Origin of the sequence: Liquorilactobacillus sucicola DSM 21376 = JCM 15457, from assembly GCF_000612445.1 — a bacterium.
Taxonomy (GTDB): Bacteria; Bacillota; Bacilli; order Lactobacillales; family Lactobacillaceae; genus Liquorilactobacillus; species Liquorilactobacillus sucicola.
The window spans coordinates 1-26,561 of sequence record NZ_BALC01000006.1; the positions used below are offsets into that span (position 1 = coordinate 1).

Genomic DNA, 26,561 nt, shown 5'->3' on the forward strand with positions numbered 1-26,561 from the left:
TCGACAACAGGGAGTACGACTGGTTCAACCACGGGCAGTACAACTAGGTCTGAAAAGGGTATGACAGTGGCGCTGAAGTATAAGGGCTCTGACAATGGGGATGGCACTGGTAAAGGAAATGGGGTAAAGAGTACTAGTGAAAAATTGCCTCAAACTGGTGAAACTGCGACAGCATCAGAACGTGTGACGCTTGTAGGAGCACTGCTTGTTGCATTAGGCAGTTTGTTTGGAATATCAAAATTCAGCAAACATCGTAAGTTCTAATTAGGTTCATAGGAAGAAACAAGAAGGTGGTATTTGAGCTAATTATAACGGCTTGAATACCGCTTATTGTTTAATTACAACTAATTAATTAAGGTGGAAATAGCTATGGCGAAAGAACTGGCAAGGAATTTGACTATTTTACTTTACGATGCGAGTCATTGTAATGAGCAGCTATTCAAAGCGCTAGCATCAATCAATAATCAAATTGGATTTAGCAAACGTGATAAGTTGCAAATTATAATTGCATCTCATCGAGAAATTACTCTTTTAACTGAAACCGCACCATTATTCGATGATCTTAACATCAACTTTGTGATAGACGTTTCATTAAACAAGGCGCAACTATTGAATAAAGCGTTAGGGAAAATAACAACTGGTTGGGTGACTTTGATGGATTCTCGTGATTTGCTATTTGCGGATGGATCGTTGCTTGACTTTTTTAACGCTATTGATAATGAAGAGCAAGTTATCGATGTTCTTATTTTCAAGTATCTTTATCCAATCGACGACAAGGATGGGGTAAGAGACTTCGGAAGAGCGGATTTCTTAAACACTCCCTTTGCCAAATACTTTCAAATGAGTCTTTTAGTACAAGGAGAACTTGTCTTTAATGAAAATTTGGAGAAATATTTATTGGAGGACTTCACCAGCCGAGTTGTTGAGTTTTGCAAGCATCCGTTGTGGATCGATTTAAACAATTATTATTTAAGCAGCCGATCTGAGCAAAAGGATTCATTTAGGGAGTTTGTTGCTTATCGTCGTAGTTTTTTGAAATATATTAGAGATCACAACATAAGAACTGAAATTTTTCTACGAGATTTAACATGGTCGATAGTTAGAGCCTGGGGGATTTTAGTTGTACAAGGGCAGACCGAAAATGATGAATGTTTGCAGGAAATTGGTGAGTTGCTAAAGTTGATGTACTCTTTCAAAAATTACAAAGAATTATTGGATACGGAGCTTAGAAATCAGAATATCGGCGCAAACTTGCCTTATGAAAAAATCGCAAACGGATCGAGGTGAACTAATAATGAGACTTCAAAAGTTGCTGACGATTATAATTCCCCAGCATAGTGAAAACGAACTTGGAATTTTTAAGTTGCTTTCATCTATCAACAATCAAGTAGGTATCGATTTTTCAACTGTAAATATTATGATTATTGGAGACGGAGGCTACCAGCTCAAAACTAGTTTTTTTAAACATTTTAATAACTTGGACATCGAATATATATATTATAAAAATGCTCATGGGCCAGGATACGCTAGGCAGTATGGTTTAGAGAGAACCCATTCCAAGTACTTGGCCTATATGGATGCGGACGATGTTTTGAATACCGTCAATGCATTATGGAAGTTTGTAAATCTTATAAAGAACACGGGCGATCATCAAGTAATCTTTTCAAGATACATTGAAGAACATCAGTCAGATGAAAAAGGGGAAAATAGCTATACGGTACGTGAATTTAATCCGTCGGCTGCTTATGGCAAATGGATAAATGTGCAGTATATACGGGAACACAAATTTTGTTGGCATCCAGAATTAAAAAGAGCTTATGAAGATACGTTTTTTCTAGATTTAATAATAACCTTTGCCGATGATATTTATTATTTGGATTCACCTACTTATACATGGCTATATCATTCAGGATCGATCGTACGATCTATGACGGATTATAACAAAGCTTGTTTAGATCAGTATGTCCGTGAGAATCGGTTTTGGGCCCAGGAAATAAGCAGGAGGGCTCCGCAGAGACTTTTTTTTGATATTAATAATGGTTTAACAAATATTTACAATTTTTATGTCTTACACCCACCCTTAAAAGAGATTAAAAATAAATTTTTAAGAGAAGTAAAGCTCTATTTAACTGAAAATATAGCTGATATCAACTTGAGTTACGCCGTACAATTGCTCAAAAAGAATTATCCGCAGGAAAACGAACAGGGATTTACAGAATTTTGGACAAAACAGCTAAGAGGGCTATCAGATAATATTTGGTCAACTAAAGTGCCTAAGATAGAAAAAGACTTGACAATAGTTGTTCCCTTTGGTGGAACTCGCTTAAATGAGTTATACAACTTAATGTCTTCAATCGACTTTCAGATAAATTTCGATCTTCAAAGACTAGAAGTAATGATAGTTAATGATGGCGGACCTATAACTGAAGCTGCTGAATTACAGAAATATTTTCCTAAACTTGATATTCATTGGATTAATCAATCGGAAAGATCTGGACCTGGGCCAGCACGATCAAGCGGTTTGAAGGCGGCTCAAGGAAAATATGTGATGTTTTGCGATGCTGATGATCAATTGCATACTGTGGATAGTCTTTATTTGATGCAATTAGAGGTTCAAAGAGAACCTGCTGCACAAATAATCATGGCTAAGTATGTTAATGAACAGCTTGATAATGATGGAAAAAGAGTTTTGGCTGAGTGGAACTACAATTTTGGTGCAGTTTACCCGAGCTGGTTTCGGATAGATTTCCTGCGAAGTTACGCAATTGATTTTCATCCAAAGATCCATAGTTATTACGAAGATACTTTTTTCTGCGGGTTGGCTTTCAGAGTTGCGCGTAGAACAGTTTTTTCAGAGCGTAAAATATACACGCATTGTTTGAATCCTAATTCGTTGATCCATAAAAAAATCGAGCTTAAGCAACGAGAATTCCTAATCGAGTATTGCAAGGAAAACTATTATTGGTTTAAAGAGGCAAAGCAGCGGTTTCCTGAACAAGTGAGTGCAGACTTAAATAACTTTGCAATTGATTTGTATTATATGTACACAAGTTATGCTATTAGTACAGCAACTCTGGAGGCTGAACTGAAAGAAATAACACATAAAATAGTAAAAGAGAATACAATTTATTGGCATGGTTGGAATAGTGATCTGCAAAAAGCAGCAGATAATAAAGGGGAGGGCGATGCTAAAAGGATTAGTAGCAGTGGATTGAATGAATTTATAAAAACTTTTATGCAACCGGAAGAAGTATCTGAGTTTTAAGCTGTTGGGTGCAGATTTTCAAAAAGGTTATGAAGGTAGATGTTAGGTATACATTTTAATGATTCTTGTACCAATGAATAGTAGTCGCTTTATTGATAAAAAGCTATTTTAATATCATAATATGCTTAATTTAAAGATTTGCTTATTAGTCATAGTAAGTATATGTGCAGGAGGATAAGATGGATAAATTAAGACTTGAAGTTGGTAGCGCCGATTACTTGAGGGCCGCTAGCTGCTATATTCGGATGAATGTTTTTGTTTTGGAAAGAAAATTGGATATAAGAGATGAATTTGATCAAAATGATAAGGAAGAAACCATCTATAGTGTCTTATTTGATGGAACAGTGCCAGTAGCAACGGCACGGTTCCTGCCATTAACCAAAAACGCTGCACGTATTACACGTGTGGCAACGCTGAAGAATTATAGGGGAAAACAGTTGGGGAGTAAAGTTATCAAAGGGTTAGAGAGAGTAGCAGTGGTGAGTGGCTTTAAAAAAATTTTAATCCACTCCGAGCTGACAGCAGCAGGTTTTTATGAAAAACTTGGTTATGTGCGAACTGGAACTGTCTATAAGGAAGATGGTGTTAGCTGCACTACGTTAAGTAAGAACCTGAGTTGATCTTTGGAGTTATTTTGCTGAACAGTGGTTTTACAGTAAGAATCTAGTGTTTTTCTATCATTATGCTTGCATTTTACTATATTCTTGCCAAAATTTCGCTGAATTCAGTATCATCAGCTTGTTTTGAGTGCTCATAAGCTTTAATAATGTCCCTTTCATCTTTACTTAAGGCTTGTGGTTTTTGTTTTTTGGCATTCTTATAAAGTGCTTTGATGAGTAGCTTATGAGTGATTGATAGTTTATTTAATTTCAATTGTCCACGCAAATGATAAAGTGACTGCAGCTTAAATGGTTCTTTTTTTGATATTTTGTTTATCTTTTTTTGGATTTTTGAATGATTTGCTCCACGTTTTGGGTTATAGATTCCTACTGTAAGTAGCGTGAGTTCTACCTGGTCGTCATGATCCAATCTACGAATTAGTTTATCTAACCCCCAAACCTTGCCCATGTAAACAGGTGCTATGAATATAAGTTCATTATATTGTTTTTTATGGTCCACGAACTCGTCTAGCGAACAGATAGGATATTTCTTTTGTTCAGCTATTTTAAAAGCATAATGTTTACTTGTGCCGTAGCGCGAAGCATAAACAATAATTTTATTCAAATCGGTTCTCCTGCCTTTCTACCCCAGTGTACAGTTTTGTTATCATTTTGTAGAAGAGATGGATTTCCTCTTGCGTGTAATCACTGAAAATCTCGTTCAGTTTAGCAGTATGCAACTCAGCGACAGCAGTACTATATTTTTTGGCCTTTTCAGTTAACGCTAAAGCTGTGTTTCTTTTGTTGCCAACCTCTTGTTTAATAGTGATAAAGCCCTTTTTTTCAAGTGAAATAGCAAGTTTCTTTATATTTTGCCGAGATGAACCGAGTAGCTTCCCTAGGTGAGTAAGAGTAGTGTTCTTATCTGTATGTTTAATCATCGTTAACAACATGAATTGTTTAAGTGTCAGCATTTCACTGTTGTTATCGAAAATTATTTGCAGTCGATTTTGCAGAATGAATATGCTGGCAAAGATTCCTCGAATTTCATCAGTGTTTGAGCCTTTAAATTTTGAGATCATCTGTTTGATGTGCATAATATACCTCCATTGACGATTAGCATTATATTACATTATAGTAACTAGTTACTATAATGTAAATAGGTGCTTTGTTACTGAATGAAAACTGTAGGTAGTAAAAAAATTGCCATTATTGTTTGAATAGAAATGATCGCCGGGAAAATACGCGATTGAATATTTATTAGTTTCTATTGTAATAAGCAAAGGAATTGCTGTTCTTGTTGCTAATTCTGTTAGGTGCTAGTAGATCAATATATTAAAAGAATAAAAACACTCGCAATTTTGTAGCAGCCCCAATTAGAGCAAAAGATAACTTGGGGATGCAACAGGAGCATTGCGAGTGTTTTATTTTAGTCTATGTTCAATAAGTTTTAGTTTTGATATGCCCGACTGAAAACCGGATGCAGAAAATGATAACCCAATCCAAGAACAGCACCAACCAAAGCAGGTACTACCCAATCCATACCAATTCCTGAAAAGGGGAGAACACTTTGCTGAAATGCTGTTAAAGCTTTTCCAAGACCGCTCTGACTGACCACTGGTGGAAAAGCCGTAACCATGTCCAATAAAGCCGGAATTGTGGTAAAACCAACGACTAAACCATATACTACTGGGTCACGGTCGAATAGTGGTGAGCAAACTGAAAGAAGAATTAGGACCATAGCAAAAGGATAAAGGAACATCAACATTGGTGTTGACCACTCAATGATAGTATCTAATCCAAAGTTTGCGGTAACGAATGAAGCAAAACACATCAAAGATAACCAAACATGGTAGCTGATTTTGGGAAAATGTTTATGAAAATCCTGTGCAAAAGCTGCTACCAGTCCAACCGCAGTGGTTAAACAAGTTAAAGTCATTAATGTGGCTAACAGTGCGTGACCGATGCCACCCATATAAAAAGTGACGATTTGATTGAATGCAACTCCACCATCTGCTGATAGTTTAAAGTGGGCTAGAGTCGTTGCGCCCAACCAGATGAGACCAACATACAAGATACCAATGGCTGCGGTGGCAAAAAGACCAGCTTTAGCAGTGACTTTAGCATTACTGCTAGGGGTGGTTTTACCTAATTGCCGTACAGCTGTGACAACTGTTACTCCGAACGCTAGACCAGCTAGGGCATCCATTGTGTTGTATCCTTGCAAAAACCCATTGAAAAAGGCTGCATGATGATATTCAGTTATAGCAGGTTGTGCTGCTGCTTTTCCCATTGGACTGGTGAAGGCCAGCAAGAAGATACTAAAGAGCAGCAATAGAAAAAGCGGGTTTAAGATTTTGCCTAGACTGTTTAAAATATTAGATTCCTGGTAGGCAATCAAAAAAGCAAAAACAAAAAATAATGCCGAGAACAGCAATAGTCCAGGACGAGCCCAAGACTCAGGTAACAGTGGTTGGACCCCAACGGTGAAAGGAACAGTGGCTGTCCGGGGCGTACCGAATAAAGGACCAATCGTTGCATGAATCAAAACCATGAAGGTCAGAGCAAACACGGGTCCTAACGGCTTGCCAATGTCATACACGCCTTCAGATTTGGTAACGCTAATGGCTAAAACTGAAAGTAGCGGTAAGGCAACCGCAGTTACTAGAAATCCCAACATGGCTAAAAACCAATGAGCTCCAGCCATTTGACCCAAATGCAGTGGGAAAATTAAGTTTCCTGCTCCAAAAAACAATGCAAATAACATTGAACTGACGACAAAATAATCTTTTTTACTTAAAGGTTTTTGGTTCAAATCTTGATTCATTCTCTATCTACTCCTCTGTTTTTAGTGTCGTAAAAGTTTTTAATCTGACTAATGTCACTTTCGTTTTTCAAATTAACCATCTCCTTAAAATAAAATGCCATGAAAAAAGCACCCTTAGTCTGTTGTTATAACAGTCTAAGGGTGCTTTGATAGCACGGTACCACCTTAATTGTAACCATAGGAATACGGTTACCTCTCACGTACGGCCCCAAAAAAGCGGCGATACGCCAGCACGATAAAGGGTGCTACCAGTGTACATTACTAAGATTTCAGTACATCGCTCAAAAGGGATTTTCTCATTCATCTCCATGCTTTCTCTCACCAAACAAAGCTCGCTTTATGGATACAGAAGGTACTTAACTTTCTCATAGCGTTTTCGAATATTTTTAATTTCCAAATTAATATACTATCAAAGTGATTGTTTGTCAATTACTGAATTAGTAGGCGAGAAGGCCTTTTTATATACAAATAAATGAATTATTATTCTTTTGGCAAATTTGATAACTAAGAACACAAGTTTTCTTAATATCTGCCTACCTAATGGTTTTATCTAACAAGTAACGAGGTAGGTGATATACTGAGCTATCAGATCATGGTTTTGGACGGTGGCGCTAGTTTTCTAGGCAGCTTAATTTGATTACTAGTTTGGGGACAGTTTATTCGCAATGATGTCTGGAAAAGAAGGAAAATATTTTGCTTGAGGAAGTGATGTGGTGTTAATGGTAGCGTTAAGTTTGTAAATTAAGAAGGTAAATTGAGAGTATTTAATTGCTAATTAAGCTAAAGACGTAAAAACATTTAAGAGTAAAAAAAACTGGAAAAAATTTCGTTACTAAGCTAATACTAGATAAGATGGGTAAGTGAAAAATATATTTGATTTTGATTATTAAGGAGTAATGTTATGATTTATACTTATGTTTTTGAAAAGAAGAAATTCTTACAAAAAATAGTAATAGTTCCGGTCTTAGACAGAGGTACAGAATTTTTGTGTGATATTTTTGTAGGGAGTACGGGAAATAAAGTAGTCCCCACTTGTGAAAGTGATTCTTGGTCAAGAAGCATCGCTAAAGATGATCTTTGTTTCAGAAAAAGAAGAATAATTTGGGTAACAGAAAAATTAAAGGAAAGATACGGAGAAGTAAAAATTATAAATGCAGAAATAGAGGTGTCGCTGCAAATTGAAGTAGGTCAAAATGAAAAGTTGTTTGGCCAAAAATACAATATTCTTAATGTGTATTGTGAATTAGGAACTGATTTTCAACATGAGAACTACCTAACCGAAGTAAGGATCTTCCCTTCTACCGAAAAAGGAGAACAGCAAAAAGTGTGTCTGAAGAGGAGTTTTACTCTAGAAAACGTCGAAAGTCAGGATGCGATAATGCGATGGCTTAAAAAAGTGCTGAAAAGAGATATACCGATGTTCGAGGTTCATCAAGAGTTAGAGTGACAGTTCCTACATTGATAATTAGCGCATATTTATGAGAGAGATGTGTTCCAATTATCAGTGTAGGAATGGGTGACTTTTTTTACGTTTTCATACACTCTGCTTGAAATCTGAGGTAAAAGTGATATGTTGCACCAATTTTCTCCTGCAATTTGGCAAGTAACTAAGTGACGTGCTCCAATAGGCGTCTTCTTCATTGCTACCAACTATGGTCACACTGCTATCATGTGTACTTTAAGTGCGCAAGCAGATTAGCTCTTTTTGCTTTTTGCTGCTTCTAATCTTAAAGTTAACGTATTTATACATTTATCGTTATCATATTTTTTTATTTATAAAGGCAAGAAGAGAATATTTAAGCAGCTTTGTTGAAATATTCTTTCATAATTACACTTATTTAATTTGGCAGCCCTAATTTTTATTTTATATTGTGTGAATCTATTGTATAATATGTACGGTTCAAAATTTATGAAGGGTGGTTGTATTAATGGGTAAAAAAGCGGGCAGTCCTCGCAAGCATCATTTAATTGAATATGCCAATGGTCCCTCACTTGAGGAAATCAATGGTACGGTGGAGGTTCCTAAAGGAAAAGGATTTATGAAAACATTATTTATGTATTCTGGTCCAGGAGCTTTAGTAGCGGTTGGTTACATGGATCCAGGAAACTGGTCAACTTCAATTACTGGTGGTCAAAATTTCCAATATATGTTAATTTCCGTAATTTTAATGTCGAGTTTAATTGCTATGCTGTTACAATACATGGCTGCTAAACTGGGGATTGTAAGTCAAATGGATTTAGCACAAGCTACCAGAGCAAGAACAGGCAAAGCGTTAGGAATTATTTTATGGATTTTAACTGAGCTTGCGATTATGGCAACCGATATTGCAGAAGTAATAGGAGCTGCGATTGCGTTATATCTCTTATTCCATATTCCATTAGTAATTGCAGTTTTTCTAACAGTTTTTGATGTCTTGTTATTGCTTTTGTTAACTAAAATAGGTTTTCGTAAAATTGAAGCAATTGTCGTTTGTTTGATTTTAGTTATTTTAGTCGTATTTCTTTATCAAGTTGCTCTTTCTAGTCCAGATTGGGGTGGCGTACTTAAAGGATTCATACCTACAGGTGAAACATTTGCTAGTTCACCAAGTGTTGGTGGAATGACTCCAATTTCCGGTGCATTAGGAATTATTGGTGCCACAGTTATGCCTCATAATTTATACTTGCATTCAGCTGTTTCACAAACCAGAAAAATTGATCATGATGATGAAGAAGATGTAGCAAGAACAGTTAGATTTTCAACATGGGATTCAAACATTCAGTTGTCAATAGCTTTTGTTGTTAATTCACTGTTGTTGATTATGGGGGTTGCAGTCTTCAAGTCCGGTGCTGTTAAAGATCCATCATTCTTTGGACTGTTCCAAGCTTTATCTGATTCTTCAGCTTTAAGCAATGGAGTATTAATAGCTGTTGCTAAATCAGGAATTTTGTCTATCTTGTTTGCGGTTGCTTTGTTAGCCTCAGGTCAAAATTCAACTATTACTGGTACGTTGACAGGGCAAGTTATTATGGAAGGTTTTGTCCATATGAAAATGCCTCTTTGGGCACGTCGTTTAGTAACCAGATTAATTTCTGTAATTCCAGTTTTAATTTGTGTTTCTATGACAAGTAACGAAAGTCCAATTAAACAACATGAGGCCATTAATACCTTAATGAATAACTCACAAGTTTTCCTTGCCTTTGCCTTGCCTTTCTCAATGCTGCCATTGTTAATGTTGACTAATAGTGACGTGGAAATGCATGGGCGTTTCAAGAATGCCCTTTGGGTCAAGGTCTTGGGTTGGATCTCTGTTATTGCATTGACATATTTGAACATGAAGGGACTTCCTGGATCAATTGAAGCATTCTTCGGAGACAATGCTACAAAGGCACAGCTTGCTTTAGCCGATAATATCGCATATGTTTTAATTGTCTGCATCATAGCTTTACTAGTTTGGACTATGGTTGATTTATATCGTGGTGACAAACGTCTTAAAGAACTGCATAATGCACGTGCTAATGATTAATTGTGTTAAGGGGGGACAACGATGAGCGAAAAAAAGATTGATAAAATACTGGTTGGTGTTGATGATTCAGCTGATGCTTTACTAGCCTTTGATTATGCTATTAAAAGGGCTAAGGAAGAGGAGGCAGAACTAATAATTGCTTCTGTTTTAGAAAGTGATGAATTAAGTGTTTATCAAGCGATGGATAAAGATTACATTCACGCAAACGCGGTGACCTTGAGAAGCATATTCTTGACTACCGTGAAAAGGCCATTGATGCTGGTGTTGCCAGTGTACGGACCATTATTGGAGAAGGCGATGCTGGTGAAACTATAGTGAAGGATATTATTCCTAAAGTGAATCCAGATTTATTGATTATTGGTTCTGAATCAAAAAGAGGATTACGGAGACATTTTGGTAGCCAGGCTGCTATATGGCGAAGTATTCACCAACCTCGGTTCTAGTTATTCGTTAAATAACAAGTACTTTGATGTGAATAGAAGGGTCTGTGCAAAAGTTAACTTTTGGCACAGACCCTCTTTTTATTCCGTATAAACGTGCTTTATAAGCCAAAATTATTCGTTTAACCATGAAATTATGGTATTAAATACTATAATAATGGGATGTCGGAGCAGCAGATATTAATTCTCTTTCATAATAGAATGTTTCTCTAATACCTCTTTCTTTAAACTAAAACAGTTTGATAAAGCAAGATATCTTAAGTTGATATGACGGCTTGCTCGTCCAGCTTTGACTAGGCATACAAAGTGTCCTAACTGGTGTTGCTCTAAGTAGTAGCTGGTCTTTATTTTTAGTGCTTGGATTTTGTTAAGCGGACATAATGTTTCCACTCTAGAGATACCAGCGACTGTAACGGTATGTAGCAGGGCGTTATCAAGTGCAACTGTTTGAATATGTGCGCTCCAAAGAGAAATAGATATGAAGAATAGCATGATACATGCTAATGCGAGACTCCACCAAAAATTAAAAAAGTAAATCAAAGTGGGACAAAAGACCATTAGAGCGAGTAGTCGAAAACGAGTAAATAAGAACCAATGTGATTTTTCTGTACCAGCGGCGGCCGCTGCAACTTTCCACTCGGGTAGTAACGTTTGCAGTACCTGCCAGACCTCTTTATCACGAATAATTGGCAGCAGGTAGAAGGTGTCGTCTTTAACGTCTTCTTTTTGGTTGGAATTCTGCCCAGCGGCTAGAATCACCTCAACGGCCTGCAGGCCTAAAAGACTGCGCAGTAGCGACTGGCGTAGTTGTAGTGCCTGTATTCTGTAAACGGGAATACTAACTCGCCGTCTGGTGAAAAGGCCCCTTTCTATTACCAAATGTTCATGTGTGCGCCACACAAAGAAATGGAAATAACGGAGAAGGTTTCCAACTAACACAATGAGGAAAGATGCTATCAAAACAAACAATACTAGGATTGCAATCATCAACACTCCACCAGCAATAATCTCACTAACCTGTGTTTCTAACCACTTTTTAGCTGCAAGGTTGCCAACTTCGCTATAAATGCCGCATGCGGCTAACAACATCGAAATAAAGTTAACGTTTGTAAAAGTGAAAACCAGCAGATCATTTAATGAGACCTGATAAAGAGGGAGTGGCGGAGCTTCTTTTTCTGCAGCCATCTGGGCTCCGTAAGTGCGTCCTTTTTCAAGCTCTCTATAAATCGCTTCAGGAACAGCTTCCAGTACAACGTCATTTTTGCCGGAACTACTCCCAGCTGTTTCAATAGTTAACTTCGCGACATTAAAAGGTTTGAACAGAAACCAGACTTCTCGATGGACTGCTTGAATTCGTTCATAAGGGATGTCTAGCTGATGTTTGAAAATAAAACCATAATGAACCAGCAAGCCTTTCTCGTCTAGCGAGAAACGATAGGATAACCATCGATAAAAAGCCTCACTAATAGCTAATAAAGTAAAAATAGATACACTCAGCACGAGCAGTTTAATATTTGAAATATTTTTGAAAATGACTAGTATTAGAAGGAAGATCCAAGAACGTAGATTATGAACTGTTCGTTGCAGCAGCATTAACCAACTGAAATGTTGCATTTTAGACATCTTCGCGCACCACCTTGACCAGATGCAGAATCTGATTGCGCAGCTTTGTAGCCTCGGCAACGCTCAGCCCAGCAATTCGATGCTCAGTCGCTGCGGTATAAACTACTAGTGACATGAGATGTTGCTGCCGAAGAAGAGGGCCTTGTTGGGTTTCAACATGTTGTATACGAATAATAGGCACAAAAACAGTCTGCCGGAAGAAGAAACCCTTTTGAAATGCTAACTCTTCACTGTTTATCTCATAGCGATGAAAAGCATAGCGATATGGAATCAGCAAAATGGCACCTATGAACTCCAGTGCGATTAAAAATAAAATAATATAGCCAACAAGCGGCAGCCAGTGGGGATTCCAAAACTTAAAACATGCGAACCAAACTATTCCTGCAATAAATAGTGAAAGACCAAAAGTAATAATTGTACGTAAAAACCAGACCATTTTTAGATTTGATGGCAGCAGATTACGCAATAGCGGGTATGTATTATTCATGGATTAATATATCAACTTTCTATCAACTTTTTTTTTAGGATATCAAACAAAGTTGTTTCTGACAAGTTCACGCTGTTTTTGAGATTAGGAATGGAGGATCTAGCCAGATGATGCATGGGAGCAGTTTTTTATGCAGCCATCTCCTCTTTTGGGAATAAGGTCTGCGTTTGATATGCTAATAATAAGAAATTGCAGAAGGAGCGAGAATAATGTTTAAGAAAAAAATAGAAGACGAAGAGATATTAAGTAAAATGTATGATTTTATACTTGACACGGCTATTTCGGAGCGTGAGAGAAAAATAGGAATGATGGCAAAGAAGGATCTGGAAAGGGGAAAGTACACTGTTGCAGTTGTTAACAAATTCAGCATTAGTCTCCAACGGGAAGCGATGAAGAATGGTTTGACTCCTACAGCATCGGATTTTTATCATGTATTGGAATCTATTTTGAATGAAATTGCACCGTTTGGTACTAATCGGGGCTCTAGTTTATCTCAAAATAGTTATTTGAATTAGAGTGTTTTGCTTTAGTTAGAGGCAAAAATTATGCCTATTGCGGTGGGCTATAGTTTTCGCTGACCCCTTTTGACGTTTTTGAATTAAGTATATAGGGTCAGCCTTAGAACTGAGAACTCTTATTTTTTGACAGTGAAATAAGTGAATCAAACAAAGAATGGAGCAGTTTCGTATGCATAAGGTGAATATTTTTAGCATATTTTTAGCAATAGTTATCTTGACTGGGTGTAGTGCCCAAAAACAGAAAACAGATAATACTATTAAAACTACAACGCACAATGTTTTGAAATCAAACTCAAAAACATGGACTTTCGCCAAAAAGGTTACATCTAAGCAGACCCCCAATAATGGGGTTTCTAATGAGCTATCAACATCTGTGGTTTCAAAAATTGGTGATATTTCAAATTGGACAACATCGAAAAACCAGTTTATAACATACCCTATCAACTATAAGCAGGTCCCATTAAAAAAATGGCAGCATGACACTCAAAAAAGTGTGGTTAGAAGTGAACAGAACAACGTCCACTGGATGACGATTGCACAGATTAATATGGTGCTTAAAAAGCTGGGAGCGGATATTAAAATCGATAAACTGTCAGATTTAGTTTTTTTGGAAACAAAAAGTAACAACATGCCTTTGAATCAGGCTTTTGTCGCAAAGGGGTACCATCTATACGCAATCAATCCCCAATATACAGATAATGAGCAAACTATTACTGTTGACCGCGGTCAATCATTTACCGATACGCGAACTAAAAAAGCAACTGGGCAAATTGTACCGGCTAAACTAAATGGGACATGGATTGCACCTGAAACTACTACTAGTGCTAATGATACTGGAAAAATTATGGTAAAAGATGGTTATCTATACCAGCACCGCTATGATAGTTATGAACGTTCAGCAATTCAGGGCTTGAGCTCCTATTCACTAATGTCATTAAACCAAAACACGACTTACGCTTCGCAAAAAACTAATGCGGCTAGAGCCGGCTATCAGCTAACACAGAAGTCTGTTGCTAGTGGTGATAGTCTTGGTTATCTTTATATGTTTGTTAATGAAAACAAATTGATTCGGATCGGTCAAGGACAAACCACTACTTATCAAAAAACGAGTTCATTGGTGGCAGCGAATGATTTGCCGAAAGATGATATTACTATTTTTGAACAGCTGGATCAGAAAAAAACAGGTGAAGCAGCTTCGACAATCACAGTTAAAGCCGGTCCACCGATCGTCGGTATGAGCAGTAGCATTAAATATCTGACTAATCCAGATGCTGGACAAATTACCAGCAATATCCCTGTCGTCGGTCTTGAAGATGGCAGAGTTACCATAAGTGATGAGGAAAGTGGAAGCAACTAAGTTTACGGAAGGCTAGATTAACTGCAAGTTTTTTTATGAAGGTACGGTCAAAAATGAAAGTAGGTTATCATACTTATGAGATCAAAAGTATGATAACCTACTTTTGACTTAATTTTGACGGTTGCCTTAAAGAACAATTGACAGTATCATTTTAGCAGAATTTTAATATTAGATAATTATATAGTTTATCATAGCTATTTACTAAAAATTAAATGATAATAATTATTACTCAGTTTTTAAGACTGCTTGAAGCATGGACTTTTTGTGCATTTAAGTAGCTAGTTGGTATGCTTTTTTTAGTAATTTTTTTAAACATCATCTATGTTCCCATAGATTTTTCGGTTGAAAAAAGCACTGGTAAGAATCATTAGGAGATATGTTGTTGAAAATCAGGTAATGCACAAGAAAGATACAGTATGGATGTGGTGATAGTTACTTTTTAGTCTATTTGGTTTTAAAAATTGACAACATGTGATCGTAGAAACAAAACTATTTGAGAAATAGGAGTTAATAAGAATGAATTTTGCTTTTTTTCGTCACGTAAGAATGAAGTTTCAATTATCATATTTAGTAATTATTACTGCACTATTGCTGCTAAACTGGTCTTTTCGAGATTTTCATAATTTTGGATTCAACACAATTATATATACCATTATTATAGTTTTATTTGGTTTTAAGTTTAATTTTCTTGACGCCAAGTTTTTACCCCTATTAACAAGAAAGTTCAAGCATAATTGGTTGAATATTGTTAATTATCCTCTTCAAATTGTGGTTTTCTTTAACTTATTTCCAATTCCTACAGAAAACTATTTTAATGTTTTTAAAAATGTGGGAAATTTTTTCCATTTCACAACTGCAACGGGTCACCTCAGTTCGTGGGGACTTATAGGTTCCTTTACAGTTTCATTGCTAATTCTACTACCTTTTTTATTTACTGTTGTTATTCCAGAGGTGAAAAATATGGGACAACTACTGGTGATAACCATTGAAATAACCGTTGTTTATGTTATATATCTCATGCACTCTGTCAGCTCTACGATGAGTCTGTTCGGCGACTTGACTGATTCAGGGGAACTTTTGTCTTTGCTGTCTACTTTATTTATTGTGGCCCCATTTGTCTACATCAGCTTGTCTAATCAAGCATTACCTCTACCACAATTACTTAGTAGAAAAAAGACAGTTACGATTAAAACTGCCGTAGTTTTACTTATTCTGTTTACCAGTGCCTTTTGTATTGATTCAGCTATTTGGCAACATCCTTTTCCTACATGGCAGGCACCATCCACCGAGGAGCTTGTTTTTGCACTCAGGTCTGGAATCGGGGAGGAATTAATTTTCCGGGGACTAATATTGAGTATTGGGATCAATTCTTTAAAGAATTTTAAGTATAACATAATAAGTTCTATAATTATTTCATCAGTTGTTTTTGGACTTATACATTTAGTCAATATATTGGCTGGTGTAGAGGTAACAAGTGTTGTATCTTCAACTATCGATGCTGTAGGTCTTGGATTTATGTTTGCTGTTTTGTATATTCTGACACGTAAGTTGATATTTGTTATTGGCATTCATTGCTATGGGATCTTTTACAAGAAATAATTACGGGCGAAGGCAATATGAGTGTTGCTGGGTTAAGTGGATTAGCTATTTCTTTTATTGTGGCTGCACTTTTTGTTGCAAGTAGTTTTTGGATAATGAGAAAGCATGAAAATATTTTTTTTAATAATATCTAGGGATGGTGAGTAAAAAGGTTTAGTAGACAGTACTTGTAGGCTTTATTGATAGTTTATTACCTAAACCATAAAACCAGCTAGAGATTAGACTTACCTAATCTCTAGCTGGTTTTATGGTTGTAAATTTAAAAATACTATTTACAGATTTAAAAGCTGACTAGTTGAAAACATAGCTAAAACTATTGGCTGATTTTAGTTTATTTTTGATAGCAAAGAATAATTTCACTATACAGCTGAAGTTTATAAGAGAATACATCAAAATGAGTTCAACAAAGACATTAAATACAAGAGAGGCTCTTTTGGTATTACAGGAAAGTTAAGCATGGTTTTTCATAGAACAACAACCATTCCTGGCGTAGATAAGGTTATTTTAAGAATTAAAAATAGGGTTGCTGCTATCAACTAATAATTAAAGTATTACAAACTAGTCTATAACTTGAATCTCATGAAATACTAAGGAAGGTTTTCTATGGTCAACTCGGAATATTCTTACATGTAATAATAAATTTTTGGTCAACTATTTTTTTAGTTAACCTAATTACGACCGGCTTACTGATATTTAAATGCGGAGCTAGTTGAGTACTGATGTTATTTGGTTGCCAATCAAGTATAGAAGTTCAAGTTGTTTCAAAGAAATTTTTGATTCTAAATCATTAAAAATTATATTGCCAGTAACTGAATTATTTTCTTTATTTCGGATACTTTCTTTAAGCTGAAAAAGACTGTGTAAAAGTTGGATAGGGTTTTGGCGGTTTCTTTTTCGCGCTTTTTTGAATTATTCATTGATACTACCCATATTTGCTAAATCTTTATTATCAACAAGTTGAGTTATTTTCTCACAACGAATTATTTTATTACTCTTTAAATCCGTCTATAGATAGATTTTTGGTGACTTTTTGTAAAACTTTTATAGTGCTGATAAGTTCTTTGTAATTGGTAGTCTTCAGATAAGTTGTTTATTGATAATCTTTGCTGAAGTAAAAACTATTTTTTCTTCAATCAGATTAATCAAACTAATTGTGAGTATAAAGATAGTTCTTGTGTATAAATAAATTTTATTTAAATTATATATTGATAAAAACGTAACTGGACATTTATCTATCCTATATGTTACGTTACGATTATGTAAGTACGATAAACAGAACAGTAATCGTTTTTGAATTGTATATAAATATTAAAATGTATTTTTGAATGTTAATTATACAACCTTGATTGCTGTCGTAATTTTTTAGGGGGAAAATCTTTGATAATTATAGATGTTATTTTTGGTAAGGTTGATGAATTATTTGCTTTTTTGCGTTCTGATAAGAAACAGTGGCCAGCTTTTTTTGAATTAGCTGTTTTGTTTGCAATTTCAGGGTTTGTGATGGGATTAAAAACCAGTCTACATGATGTTCCAGTAAATCATGTTGTTATGGGGGCATTTGTTGCAATGGGTGCTGTTATTGGCTTCTTACTTTCAGTATTAGCTCTGTTTGTCTTATTTTTTATTTTTAAGCTTATTTTTAATTTAGAGATCAGTAACGGGGAACTTTATAAAATGGGCCTAATTGGAAGTGTCCCCAGTGTGTTAGGCACTATCTTTACAGCAATCTGCACACTGCTTTTTGGTTTTAGTGAGAAGGGTTATACTAGTGTTCAAGCTTTTGCAGGAGCGGAAGTAAAACCGTTAGCAGCGCTTTACAACCTGCTTGATCCCTTTACGCTTGCTGAAATTATTTTTGTAAGTTACTTAGTAGCACGTTTTACAAACAAAAAAAGATTGTTCCCCATATTCGTGGGTATCTGGTTGGTAATCGAATATGGACTAGGTTTTGTCGGATAGCCAAACCATGCTGAACTAGTTTTAGATGAAAAAGGGGAGATTGTAACTGCTATGAAAAAGAAAAATGTAATTATTGGTTCAAGTGTACTTCTCTGCTTGGTAATATTGTTGGGTGCAGTGTACATATTAAAAAAACAGCAAAGCAGTGCTGCCAGAACAAAAACAGAAAAATATTCGCTTTATCGTGTAACAAAAGCTGCTGACTTAGCACTGAGTGGTAGTGTTCAGGCACAGAAATCACAATTATTAACGAATCCACAAGGGAAAGTACAAGTTGTATCTGTTAAAAATGGCGATTCCGTTACTGAAGGGCAGCAATTATTGACAACGCATGACTCTGACGAACAAGAAACGGTAACTTCGCTGCAAGAACAGGCCAATAAAGCGAAGAGAGCAGTGACGCAGGCTCAGCAAGAGGCCAATTTAATTAAAAGCCAATTGCAAAAATTGACAGCTGAAGACGAAGGATATTCAGATCTGCAAAAACAACAAACAGAGGCACTGAACTCTTTAGCTGATGCGCAAGCAGACCAGACGGAAACACAAAATAAATTGCAACGGGCTAATACAAAGGTTGACAACGTTCTAACAGCCCCCTACGCGGGAATAGTACAGTTGGATTACAGCAAAACGGGCGAAGCTGAAATCACTTTAGTCAGCCATGACTTAAATGTTAGTGGGGAAGTATCTGAATATGACTACGACAAAATAAAAGTCGGGCAGAATATCAATGTTACAGCAACAGCAACTGGTCAAAAGGCTAATGTAACGATCTCATATCTTGCTAAAGTTCCAGCTGCAGACAGCAAGGCTAACAATGCGAAGTACCAGTTTGAGGCGCCCTTAAATGCTAAGTTTTTAGATGGGCAAACTGTCAAGATAACGGTGCCAACTTCACAAGTACGTGTTCCAAAGGAAAGTGTCATAAGTGGACAAATTTACTTAGTGCATAATAAGCGCGTGACCAAACAAAAAGTCGACGGACACATTCAAAATGGTTATTATATCGTGAATTCAGGAGTTAAGACGGGACAAAGGATTGTTGTCAATCCAGATAGTACGCTGAAACAAGGAGAAAGGATCGATGTCAATGATTGATATCAAGAATGTCAATAAGTTTTATGGGCAAGGCGAGTCCTCTTTCCATGTACTTCATGATATTAATCTGTCCATTGCAGAAGGAGAATTTGTTTCGATCATGGGCCAATCTGGCTCTGGAAAATCAACTTTAATCAATATTATTGGTTTTTTGGATGATGAATTTGAGGGCAAGTATTTTTATTATAAACATCCTATCCATGAGTATACGCGTGCACAATTTTCTAAATTGCGCAATCAGAACGTTGGGTTTGTTTTCCAAAATTTTAAGCTGATCAACACTCTCTCTGTAGGTGATAATGTTGGTTTACCACTTTTGTATGCTGGTGAGAAAAGGCAGGCTATAAAAAGTCGAGTGAGAGAAGTTCTTGCAGCAGTTGGGTTATCGAACGCCGGTGAAAAAAAGCCAAAGAATCTATCCGGCGGGCAGCAGCAACGAGTTTCAATCGCGCGGGCAATAGTGACAAATCCGAAATTTTTGATTGCTGATGAACCAACAGGAGCACTTGATAGTCAAACATCACGTGAAATAATGACATTATTCAAAGAATTGAATCAAAAAAATAAAACGACGATTATCATGGTAACACATGATGAAAAGGTTGCTCTTCAAAGTGAGAGAATTGTTCACATCCTAGATGGCCGGATTTTGTCAGATGAGAAGGTGGGTGTCTAATGCTTTTTATAGAACTGCTAAAAACCTCATGGCAATCATTGAGAGTAAATCCTAAACGCAGTTTCTTAACGATGATTGGGATTGTGATCGGAATTGCTGCTGTGATAACTATTATTGCTCTAGGGAATGGAGTTAAGGCAAAGATTCTGAAAGAGTTGCAGGCGACCAACTCAGGAAAGCAAACGACTGAAATTAATTACTATCCCAATGACAGCAATGCTGCAAGTCAAGGCTTCACTGAAGACGATCTGACACAGATTAAAAATAATTTTAGCGCAACACTTTCAAGTGTCAAATTCAAACGTGATACTAAAAATATCAATAACACAGTTTTCCTGGGAAATGAAACCCGTACAGCCACACTTTCACTGGTCAAGGGTGGAAATCAGCACTATGATATTGACGTCGGACGCAATATAGCTAAAAGTGATAACGTAATCAATAATCAAGTTGCATTGTTGAACAAGCAACTGGCAATCAAAGAGTATGGGACAGAGGAAAATGCATTGGATTCAGCATTGACAGTTGGAGATGATACATATAAGGTTGTGGGGATATTTACTAAACCGACTGATGATTACAATGTGGATTTTTTGCTACCGCAAAGGACATATCTATACTCAACATCTGCGCAGAACGGAAGCATAATTAAGCTGACTTTCAATAAAGGTGTTAAAGTATCGGCTGCCTCGAAGAAAATTGTTTCTTTTCTTAAGAAAAATGGTTCTAGTCGAAAAACAGGTAGTTATGAATATACTGATATGGGCTCATTGCTTAGCGGAATCTCAAAGGTAATTAGCTCTTTGACATATTTTATCAGTGCCATTGCGGGTATTTCACTCTTTATCGCGGGGATAGGAGTCATGAATATGATGTACATTTCAGTTTCTGAAAGGACACAAGAAATCGGGATCCGTTTAGCAGTTGGTGCATCTGCACGTTCAATTATGCTGCAGTTTTTACTTGAAGCGATCATGCTGACAGTTTTTGGCGGGTTGCTTGGTTTTTTGATTGGTTGGGGAACAGCTGCATTGATTTCACTTGCCTTACCATTCAAGGCAATCGTGACGGTTAGTTCTTTTTTGTTGGCTTTTGGTGTTTCGTCCTTAGTTGGAATAGTTTTTGGACTGTTACCAGCCAAGCAAGCGGCTAATAAGAATTTGATAGATATTTTGCGTTGATTATTTATTAATTGAGAGATTAGAGAAAAGCATGTCAATAGTCGTTAGGTTCTGAACATTAACCGCAGATTACGAACGTAGCGAGTTTTACTATGCGTAATTCGGATTAGACAGAGAACTTTGATTTAGGGAACACGTTTATATGTAATAAATAGATGGGGCAGGGTCAAAAAAATTTGACCCTGCCCTTTTTTACAGTATTTCACAGGATACCTTGTTTTTCTAGGTGTTCCTGAGCTTTAGAAAGAACTAGTTTATCTTCTAGAAAATCTGCGAAAGACCAAGCCTTCAAAAGATAGGAGAGTGCCCCTTTGTTCCAAGCCCCGTGTTGTTCTCGAAGAGTAGTGCATAGAGAAAATAAAATGAATCTATGAAAAGAGGTGTATTGTGTTTTTGAGCAAATGCAATTGCTTTATTCAACACGGCTAAACATTCTCGATATTTTTTGATGTTCGAGTAGTATTTGCTAAGATTGTCTAAAAGCATAAGATACCAAAAAATATTTTTGTCTGTATCGATTTTTTTGAGCAAAGTTGGTAATTGTTCGAAGTAAAAGGCACTTTTATCAGGTTCGCCTTTCACATCATAAGTAACTCCTAATTCGCAAATTGCAAGAATGGAATGAATGTTGCTGTTGTCTGTGCTTTTCTGCAAAATTTTATTGTATCCAAAAATTGCATCGTCGTAATTTTCTTTGACCCACATGGTAGCAGTTGTCTTTAAGAAGGTAAAATGCATTTGCTGATCTAGATCAGCAATTTTTTTTATTTTTTTAAGAGTTGCAAGTGCATCCTCAAAGTGATAACTCATAAATTGTCTATCGGCAGTGTTTAAAATGTTTTGGTTACTTGTTTTAACATTTGCAACCAAAACATCATCTAGTGAAAGGGAAAGCCGCTCAAGGATCTTAGCTAGAATCTCGCTGCTGGGAGTAGTGGAATTTCTCTCAAGTGCACTGATCGTACCCTGTGTAGTAATGTTTTTTGCAAGTTCTTTTTGCGAAATATGGAGTTTTTTGCGTTGGTTTTTTATTGCTTTACCATTTATCATTATAATTCCACCTTAATTTTTTAAAATTGTATACAAATATTATTTAAAAAACAATACGAGTATTGTTATTATGGAAATCTGTGGACTTTTAACTGGTTTACTGATAATTTTACCATAATAAGGAGTATGCTAGTTATCATTTTTGGAAGAATAGCTGACAAGACTGCAAAAATATCTACGCGTTGATATTTTATGGATTATTTATTAAATAAAATTTTTCCCATTATAATCAAGCAATTATTATCATTTATTAATAATGGCGTTTTGTTTTTTCAAAGCATCGTCGTGAATTAAAAAAACCGAGGCATACCCATTCAAAGCTTTATGGGCATGTCTCAGTTTGTCTTGAAACAATAACATGATATCAGTGGAGATTATTGAAACTTTTGATTTTGTTTATTTCAGTTCAAATTCCGGAATGGCATTTTTGAACCCTTTTGTTAGAAAAAAGACGTAGATCAACCCTATCGCCAACCAACTGAGGCCAACAATATGAGCCGTTGATTTTAAATTAATTAGAATCCAGAAGTTTATACAAATTCCAATTAGAGGGAATAAAAAGTTTTGGATAATATTGCTTGCTGATCGCTGCTCTGTAGAAGTTATGAAGGAGTTCCAGATAACGGTGGCATTCAGAAGCAGAAAACTAACTAACGCGCCAAAACTAACCATTAAGGAAATATATTCTAATGAACATACTATTGCTAGAGGTGTAACCACCAAAGCTACAATGATCAAACTAATAACTGGCGTTTTTAACTTCGGATCCAGATAAGCTAGTTTTTTGGGCAAAACTTCATCGCGGCCCATTGCGTACAAAATACGTGCTACAGCTGCTTGCGAGGCCTGGCAAGTTGCTACTGCAAATGACAGCACAATAGTGATTACCGTGATGACAGTTAGTTTATAGCCGCCGATAAATTCAATGATTTTTAAAAAAGCATCATCTGAATTCAATTGCTTGTAGTTTGGATAAGCCAATCCTGCAAAAAAAGTTGTGACAACAAAAAGGAACCCAATAATAAGAATTGACAATATAATCGCTTTACCCACGGATTTTCGGGGCTCGATCGCTTCTTCTGCTAGAGTACCGATAGCGTCAAAACCGAGATAGCTGAGTATAACGATGCCGGTTGCTTGAAAGATTCCCGACCAATGGAAGTCTTGTGGATTATAAAATGCCACCACATTCCAATTAATAGTATTGGTTAATAACAAACGGATCGTGCATAAGATAAAAATAAACAGAACGGTGATTTGAAGACCAAAAAGGATCCAACTTAATTTGGACATGATATTCACGCCTACAATATTGATAATTGTACTAAATAAAATAAAAAGAATTATCCAAGCGTATTTTGGAATTGCTGGCAACAGAAAATGTGCAAATGAACTGCCGATAATCAGAACGGTAGCAGGGAGCAGAAAATAGTCGAGCAGGATAGCCCATCCGGCTACAAATCCCCAAAAAGGATTGGCACCTTTTTGAATATAAACGTAAGCAGATCCTGCATACGGAAATTTTTCAGCCATTTTACGGTAACTTAAACCTGTAAATGACATGGCCGCCATTCCAATCAAATAACAGAGTGCGACCATACCGGATGATGGTTTTAATAGTGTTCCATAAATTGCCAATGGAGCGATGGGAATCATAAAAACCAGGCCGTAAATAACGAGGTCTTTTGTTTTAAGTGACCTTTCCATCAATGTTTTATTTTTGTCCATAATCTCAATCCCTCTTTAGAAGATATATTTTAGCTTGCAGTTGAGACTGCATTGTATACAAAAAACCGAAAAAGACATTCAAATCTTTTTCGGGTCGTAATTATTAATCCCAAGGATGCAGTTCTTTGACGACTTTGATTCCCTTATCGAGTGCATTTAAGGCTTTGTCTAAATCTTTTTTGGTATGACGGTAGGCAATATAACTTTGATGATACGGATGCATAAAGATACCTGACCGGATGAGATAGGAGAACAAAGTGAAAGTACTTGCAGCCCATAGCTCTTCCCCTAAGATTTTTTTATCGAAAAGGAAGCTCGGCATTGAAGGAATACCAGCATTAATCATGGGGGCATGATGCTTTTCAATAATCTCATCAATCTTTTGTGAGAAATATTCTCCTTTGCGATTGATTTCATCATTGACATTGTTTTCGATATAAAAAGCAATTGTTTTGTTTGCTGCTACCATTTCTAAGCTGTTCAAAAAGAATGTAGAGCTTATATATGTCCCATTAGTGCCACCACCCTTAGCCACCATCTGCAACAGTTTTGTTTTACCAGAAACTGCTCCTAAGATGTAGCCGTTAGCGATAGCTTTGCTTAAACAGGTAATATCTGGAGTTACCCCAATGTATTCTGCTGCTCCGCCCAAAGAGGTTCTGAAGCCTGAACGCACTTCATCAAAAATAAGAGGAATGTCATATTTAGTGGACAATTCTCGCAGATCTTCCAAAAATTTCTTGTCATAGTAGATTTTTTCCATTAGTTCATGGTAAATAGGAGTTACCATAATTGCGGCGACATTTCCTTTTTTTATGTTTTCTTCATACAAATCAGCTCGTCCATAAGGCACGCGAACAGTCAGTTTCCTAATTTTCTCAGGAATCCCCGCGTCTGGTTCATACTGTGAGAATTCTCCCCACCCATGGTAACCATCTGTTAAAATAATTTCTTTTTTGGTGTAAGCTCTCGCGATTCGAATAGCGATACTTGTAGTGTCTGTCCCTGTTCGTGCGAAAACGACTTTCTCAGCGCCGGGAATGATCTTACATAGTTTTTCAGCCAAAGTTGTTTGTTCTATCTGGGGAAGAGAAAATGAGAATCCCTTATCTATTCGTTCTTTTACTGCATCATTAATGGAGTCCTCAACAAATCCTAATGTGGTTGGGCCGTATGAGGCAATGAAATCAATATATTCATTACCATCAATATCCCACATGTGACAGTTTTTACCATGATCAATATATATTGGATATTCTCCGGGGACGAAGAATGCCGGGCCACGCATGCCATATACACCGTCAGGGATAACTTTTTTTGCTCGTTCCAACTCTTTGAAAGAATTTGTCAAAGTTAACCGTTTCTTATCTCCTAAAATATCAGGCTGTTTAGCGTACTTGGAAACTAATTCAGGTGGTAATCCTGCCATAATAATCACTCCTAATTCTGTTATTTGGCCTTAGTAGTAAGGGTTGAATTGAGTTTAAGCTAAACTGCGACAAAATAATTGTAAAAAACGGAAGTAGAAGTGATTTTCTTATTTTTATTTTGTTATATGTTATAAGACTTGACATTCACTATTTATGGATTATATTTTAATAAAGTCTATTAGGAAAAACGTATTGTAATATTTGTTTTGTATTCTGGCTATCTTAAGTTTGGACGTTTATTCTTAATATTTAGCAGTTTCTCAAGTTTTTAAAAAGAGAGGAGCTCCAATTAATGCATACCAACAACAAGAGAGTTATCCTTCCTATTCAGCCTTATTTTGTAATTACAAGCCAGTTGTACCGTAAGTGCCCCCAATATAGTTCAAATATCATTCATTTTTATCAATTTGATTTGCACGAAAGCTTTAGCCAAGCTGTTCCAGATGGGACTTTTGACATAATTTTTCAACTTGATGAAACTGCACCAGAGGCTTTTATTGCTGGACCGTCAACCCAAATAAGGCGTACTGTGCTAAAGAAAAACGTGGAGTACTTTGGGGTACGTTTAGCTTACGGTGTGGTTCCTTTTTCGGTTTATCCGTTCATTTCAGCGAAAGAAATGGTTGATGCGGAAACGGATTTAGCCGCCATCTATCCAAACAACAATGACTTTTTAGATGCTTTTTTTGAAGAGGCATTTGCAGATACAAAATTCAAAGCTCGCATTGCGGCTTTTGAAAAACATATAGCACCTAAAATTTTTTTCAGAGAAGAACAACACGAGTCAACTGTCGAGCAGCACATGATGAAAGTGATTTCTAACTGCTATGGTATTATCTCAATTTCCCAGCTAGCTAAAAAATTAGGCTATAGCGAAAGGTATCTTCGACAGCTTTTCTCACAAATGTATGGAATATCTCCTAAAAAATTTGCTGATATTATAAAATTTCAGCACACTGTCCATCTATTGAAGCAAAATGATGATTTTACAAAAATTACGTATGCTTCTGGATATTATGATCAACCACATTTCATGCATGTTTTCCGCCAGTATACGCAATGTACACCGAAGCAATTTGCGGCAATGCTTACAGATAAGAATTACAGGCGAAAAAATGGTTATTGTCTAGTTATAGTGAAAGCTGTGATATGTGGTAATCTGTGAGTTGCTATTGTGGAGGCGATTAAAAAAAATAGGACACAGCTAAAATCAAATTT

Annotated in this window: 22 protein-coding genes, 1 pseudogene and 1 other annotated feature; of the genes and pseudogenes, 15 read left to right on the plus strand and 8 right to left on the minus strand. The window is 36.3% G+C overall.

Features of this window, described 5'->3' with window-relative positions; genetic code table 11:
* The 4 genes from JCM15457_RS09225 to JCM15457_RS09240 all read left to right on the plus strand — a co-directional run.
* On the plus strand, positions 1 to 264 hold a 264-nt coding region (locus tag JCM15457_RS09225; RefSeq protein ID WP_034989547.1), incomplete at its 5' end, for a hypothetical protein.
* Positions 265 to 369: 105 nt separating this feature from the next.
* Entirely contained in the window at positions 370 to 1,287 is a 918-nt protein-coding gene (locus JCM15457_RS09230; protein WP_034989548.1) for a hypothetical protein, read from the plus strand.
* 7 nt (positions 1,288 to 1,294) lie between these two features.
* Positions 1,295 to 3,265, plus strand: coding sequence for a glycosyltransferase (locus JCM15457_RS09235; RefSeq protein WP_034989549.1), 1,971 nt, complete (start codon positions 1,295 to 1,297; stop codon positions 3,263 to 3,265).
* Between the two features lie 179 nt (positions 3,266 to 3,444).
* Positions 3,445 to 3,885 carry a GNAT family N-acetyltransferase gene (locus JCM15457_RS09240; protein WP_034989550.1) on the plus strand — a complete coding sequence of 147 codons (441 nt, stop codon included), beginning with the start codon at positions 3,445 to 3,447 and terminating at the stop codon, positions 3,883 to 3,885.
* 76 nt (positions 3,886 to 3,961) lie between these two features.
* Here the strand turns inward: JCM15457_RS09240 and JCM15457_RS09245 are convergent, their stop codons facing one another.
* From JCM15457_RS09245 to brnQ, 3 genes are all read right to left on the minus strand, one after another.
* Positions 3,962 to 4,489: a flavodoxin domain-containing protein gene (locus JCM15457_RS09245; RefSeq protein WP_034989551.1), complete on the minus strand. Its 528-nt coding sequence runs from the start codon at positions 4,487 to 4,489 to the stop codon at positions 3,962 to 3,964.
* Positions 4,482 to 4,961 carry a MarR family winged helix-turn-helix transcriptional regulator gene (locus JCM15457_RS09250; protein ID WP_034989552.1) on the minus strand — a complete coding sequence of 160 codons (480 nt, stop codon included), beginning with the start codon at positions 4,959 to 4,961 and terminating at the stop codon, positions 4,482 to 4,484. Before JCM15457_RS09250 ends, JCM15457_RS09245 begins: the two co-directional genes overlap by 8 nt.
* A 353-nt stretch (positions 4,962 to 5,314) precedes the next feature.
* On the minus strand, positions 5,315 to 6,691 hold the full coding sequence (brnQ, locus tag JCM15457_RS09255) for a branched-chain amino acid transport system II carrier protein (protein WP_034989553.1): 1,377 nt from the start codon (positions 6,689 to 6,691) through the stop codon (positions 5,315 to 5,317).
* Between the two features lie 134 nt (positions 6,692 to 6,825).
* Positions 6,826 to 7,069, minus strand: a binding site (T-box leader).
* Between the two features lie 523 nt (positions 7,070 to 7,592).
* Here brnQ and JCM15457_RS09260 point away from each other — a divergent pair.
* The 3 genes and pseudogenes from JCM15457_RS09260 to JCM15457_RS09270 all read left to right on the plus strand — a co-directional run bounded on the left by JCM15457_RS09260 (position 7,593) and on the right by JCM15457_RS09270 (position 10,651).
* Positions 7,593 to 8,138, plus strand: coding sequence for a hypothetical protein (locus JCM15457_RS09260; RefSeq protein ID WP_034989554.1), 546 nt, complete (start codon positions 7,593 to 7,595; stop codon positions 8,136 to 8,138).
* A 481-nt stretch (positions 8,139 to 8,619) separates the two neighbouring features.
* On the plus strand, positions 8,620 to 10,197 hold the full coding sequence (locus tag JCM15457_RS09265) for an Nramp family divalent metal transporter (RefSeq protein WP_034989557.1): 1,578 nt from the start codon (positions 8,620 to 8,622) through the stop codon (positions 10,195 to 10,197).
* 21 nt (positions 10,198 to 10,218) lie between these two features.
* A pseudogene (locus JCM15457_RS09270) lies at positions 10,219 to 10,651 on the plus strand (universal stress protein).
* 166 nt (positions 10,652 to 10,817) lie between these two features.
* Here the strand turns inward: JCM15457_RS09270 and JCM15457_RS09275 are convergent.
* A complete protein-coding gene (locus JCM15457_RS09275) occupies positions 10,818 to 12,260 on the minus strand; it encodes a PH domain-containing protein (RefSeq protein WP_034989559.1) in 1,443 nt (480 codons plus the stop codon).
* Positions 12,253 to 12,747, minus strand: coding sequence for a PH domain-containing protein (locus JCM15457_RS09280; RefSeq protein ID WP_034989561.1), 495 nt, complete (start codon positions 12,745 to 12,747; stop codon positions 12,253 to 12,255). Before JCM15457_RS09280 ends, JCM15457_RS09275 begins: the two co-directional genes overlap by 8 nt.
* 209 nt (positions 12,748 to 12,956) lie before the next feature.
* Between JCM15457_RS09280 and JCM15457_RS09285 the strand changes: the two genes are divergently transcribed.
* The 7 genes from JCM15457_RS09285 to JCM15457_RS09315 all read left to right on the plus strand — a co-directional run bounded on the left by JCM15457_RS09285 (position 12,957) and on the right by JCM15457_RS09315 (position 21,135).
* Complete coding sequence (locus JCM15457_RS09285; protein WP_034989563.1) at positions 12,957 to 13,262, plus strand: bacteriocin immunity family protein; 306 nt, start codon at positions 12,957 to 12,959, stop codon at positions 13,260 to 13,262.
* A gap of 172 nt (positions 13,263 to 13,434) precedes the next feature.
* A complete protein-coding gene (locus JCM15457_RS09290; protein WP_034989564.1) occupies positions 13,435 to 14,622 on the plus strand; it encodes a hypothetical protein in 1,188 nt (395 codons plus the stop codon).
* A gap of 516 nt (positions 14,623 to 15,138) precedes the next feature.
* Positions 15,139 to 16,221 carry a CPBP family intramembrane glutamic endopeptidase gene (locus JCM15457_RS09295; protein ID WP_034989565.1) on the plus strand — a complete coding sequence of 361 codons (1,083 nt, stop codon included), beginning with the start codon at positions 15,139 to 15,141 and terminating at the stop codon, positions 16,219 to 16,221.
* A 1,377-nt stretch (positions 16,222 to 17,598) separates the two neighbouring features.
* Positions 17,599 to 18,180, plus strand: a complete 582-nt coding sequence (locus JCM15457_RS09300; protein ID WP_034989566.1) for a hypothetical protein — start codon at positions 17,599 to 17,601, stop codon at positions 18,178 to 18,180.
* 51 nt (positions 18,181 to 18,231) lie between these two features.
* Complete coding sequence (locus JCM15457_RS09305) at positions 18,232 to 19,278, plus strand: efflux RND transporter periplasmic adaptor subunit (RefSeq protein ID WP_034989568.1); 1,047 nt, start codon at positions 18,232 to 18,234, stop codon at positions 19,276 to 19,278.
* Entirely contained in the window at positions 19,271 to 19,954 is a 684-nt protein-coding gene (locus JCM15457_RS09310) for an ABC transporter ATP-binding protein (protein ID WP_034989672.1), read from the plus strand. Before JCM15457_RS09305 ends, JCM15457_RS09310 begins: the two co-directional genes overlap by 8 nt.
* Positions 19,954 to 21,135 (plus strand): ABC transporter permease, encoded by a 1,182-nt coding sequence (locus tag JCM15457_RS09315; protein WP_034989570.1) that lies wholly within the window; start codon positions 19,954 to 19,956, stop codon positions 21,133 to 21,135. Before JCM15457_RS09310 ends, JCM15457_RS09315 begins: the two co-directional genes overlap by 1 nt.
* 288 nt (positions 21,136 to 21,423) lie before the next feature.
* On the opposite strand, the gene JCM15457_RS09320 is transcribed toward JCM15457_RS09315, so the two are convergent.
* The 3 genes from JCM15457_RS09320 to JCM15457_RS09330 form a co-directional block, all read right to left on the minus strand.
* A complete protein-coding gene (locus JCM15457_RS09320; RefSeq protein ID WP_034989571.1) occupies positions 21,424 to 22,185 on the minus strand; it encodes a helix-turn-helix domain-containing protein in 762 nt (253 codons plus the stop codon).
* 396 nt (positions 22,186 to 22,581) lie between these two features.
* Complete coding sequence (locus JCM15457_RS09325) at positions 22,582 to 23,913, minus strand: APC family permease (RefSeq protein WP_034989572.1); 1,332 nt, start codon at positions 23,911 to 23,913, stop codon at positions 22,582 to 22,584.
* Positions 23,914 to 24,016: 103 nt separating this feature from the next.
* Positions 24,017 to 25,342 carry an aspartate aminotransferase family protein gene (locus JCM15457_RS09330; RefSeq protein ID WP_051993429.1) on the minus strand — a complete coding sequence of 442 codons (1,326 nt, stop codon included), beginning with the start codon at positions 25,340 to 25,342 and terminating at the stop codon, positions 24,017 to 24,019.
* Between the two features lie 293 nt (positions 25,343 to 25,635).
* Here JCM15457_RS09330 and JCM15457_RS09335 point away from each other — a divergent pair, with 293 nt between their 5' ends.
* Positions 25,636 to 26,508, plus strand: coding sequence for a helix-turn-helix domain-containing protein (locus tag JCM15457_RS09335; RefSeq protein WP_034989573.1), 873 nt, complete (start codon positions 25,636 to 25,638; stop codon positions 26,506 to 26,508).
* The last annotated feature ends 53 nt before the right edge of the window (positions 26,509 to 26,561 follow it).

Coding starts and splice junctions, on each gene's coding strand:
- JCM15457_RS09230 (WP_034989548.1), top strand. CDS start 370: ATGGCGAAAGAACTGGCAAGGAATTTGACTATTTTACTTTACGATGCG.
- JCM15457_RS09235 (WP_034989549.1), top strand. CDS start 1,295: ATGAGACTTCAAAAGTTGCTGACGATTATAATTCCCCAGCATAGTGAA.
- JCM15457_RS09240 (WP_034989550.1), top strand. CDS start 3,445: ATGGATAAATTAAGACTTGAAGTTGGTAGCGCCGATTACTTGAGGGCC.
- JCM15457_RS09250 (WP_034989552.1), bottom strand. CDS start 4,961: ATGCACATCAAACAGATGATCTCAAAATTTAAAGGCTCAAACACTGAT.
- brnQ (WP_034989553.1), bottom strand. CDS start 6,691: ATGAATCAAGATTTGAACCAAAAACCTTTAAGTAAAAAAGATTATTTT.
- JCM15457_RS09260 (WP_034989554.1), top strand. CDS start 7,593: ATGATTTATACTTATGTTTTTGAAAAGAAGAAATTCTTACAAAAAATA.
- JCM15457_RS09265 (WP_034989557.1), top strand. CDS start 8,620: ATGGGTAAAAAAGCGGGCAGTCCTCGCAAGCATCATTTAATTGAATAT.
- JCM15457_RS09275 (WP_034989559.1), bottom strand. CDS start 12,260: ATGTCTAAAATGCAACATTTCAGTTGGTTAATGCTGCTGCAACGAACA.
- JCM15457_RS09280 (WP_034989561.1), bottom strand. CDS start 12,747: ATGAATAATACATACCCGCTATTGCGTAATCTGCTGCCATCAAATCTA.
- JCM15457_RS09285 (WP_034989563.1), top strand. CDS start 12,957: ATGTTTAAGAAAAAAATAGAAGACGAAGAGATATTAAGTAAAATGTAT.
- JCM15457_RS09290 (WP_034989564.1), top strand. CDS start 13,435: ATGCATAAGGTGAATATTTTTAGCATATTTTTAGCAATAGTTATCTTG.
- JCM15457_RS09295 (WP_034989565.1), top strand. CDS start 15,139: ATGAATTTTGCTTTTTTTCGTCACGTAAGAATGAAGTTTCAATTATCA.
- JCM15457_RS09305 (WP_034989568.1), top strand. CDS start 18,232: ATGAAAAAGAAAAATGTAATTATTGGTTCAAGTGTACTTCTCTGCTTG.
- JCM15457_RS09310 (WP_034989672.1), top strand. CDS start 19,271: ATGATTGATATCAAGAATGTCAATAAGTTTTATGGGCAAGGCGAGTCC.
- JCM15457_RS09315 (WP_034989570.1), top strand. CDS start 19,954: ATGCTTTTTATAGAACTGCTAAAAACCTCATGGCAATCATTGAGAGTA.
- JCM15457_RS09320 (WP_034989571.1), bottom strand. CDS start 22,185: ATGATAAATGGTAAAGCAATAAAAAACCAACGCAAAAAACTCCATATT.
- JCM15457_RS09325 (WP_034989572.1), bottom strand. CDS start 23,913: ATGGACAAAAATAAAACATTGATGGAAAGGTCACTTAAAACAAAAGAC.
- JCM15457_RS09330 (WP_051993429.1), bottom strand. CDS start 25,342: ATGGCAGGATTACCACCTGAATTAGTTTCCAAGTACGCTAAACAGCCT.
- JCM15457_RS09335 (WP_034989573.1), top strand. CDS start 25,636: ATGCATACCAACAACAAGAGAGTTATCCTTCCTATTCAGCCTTATTTT.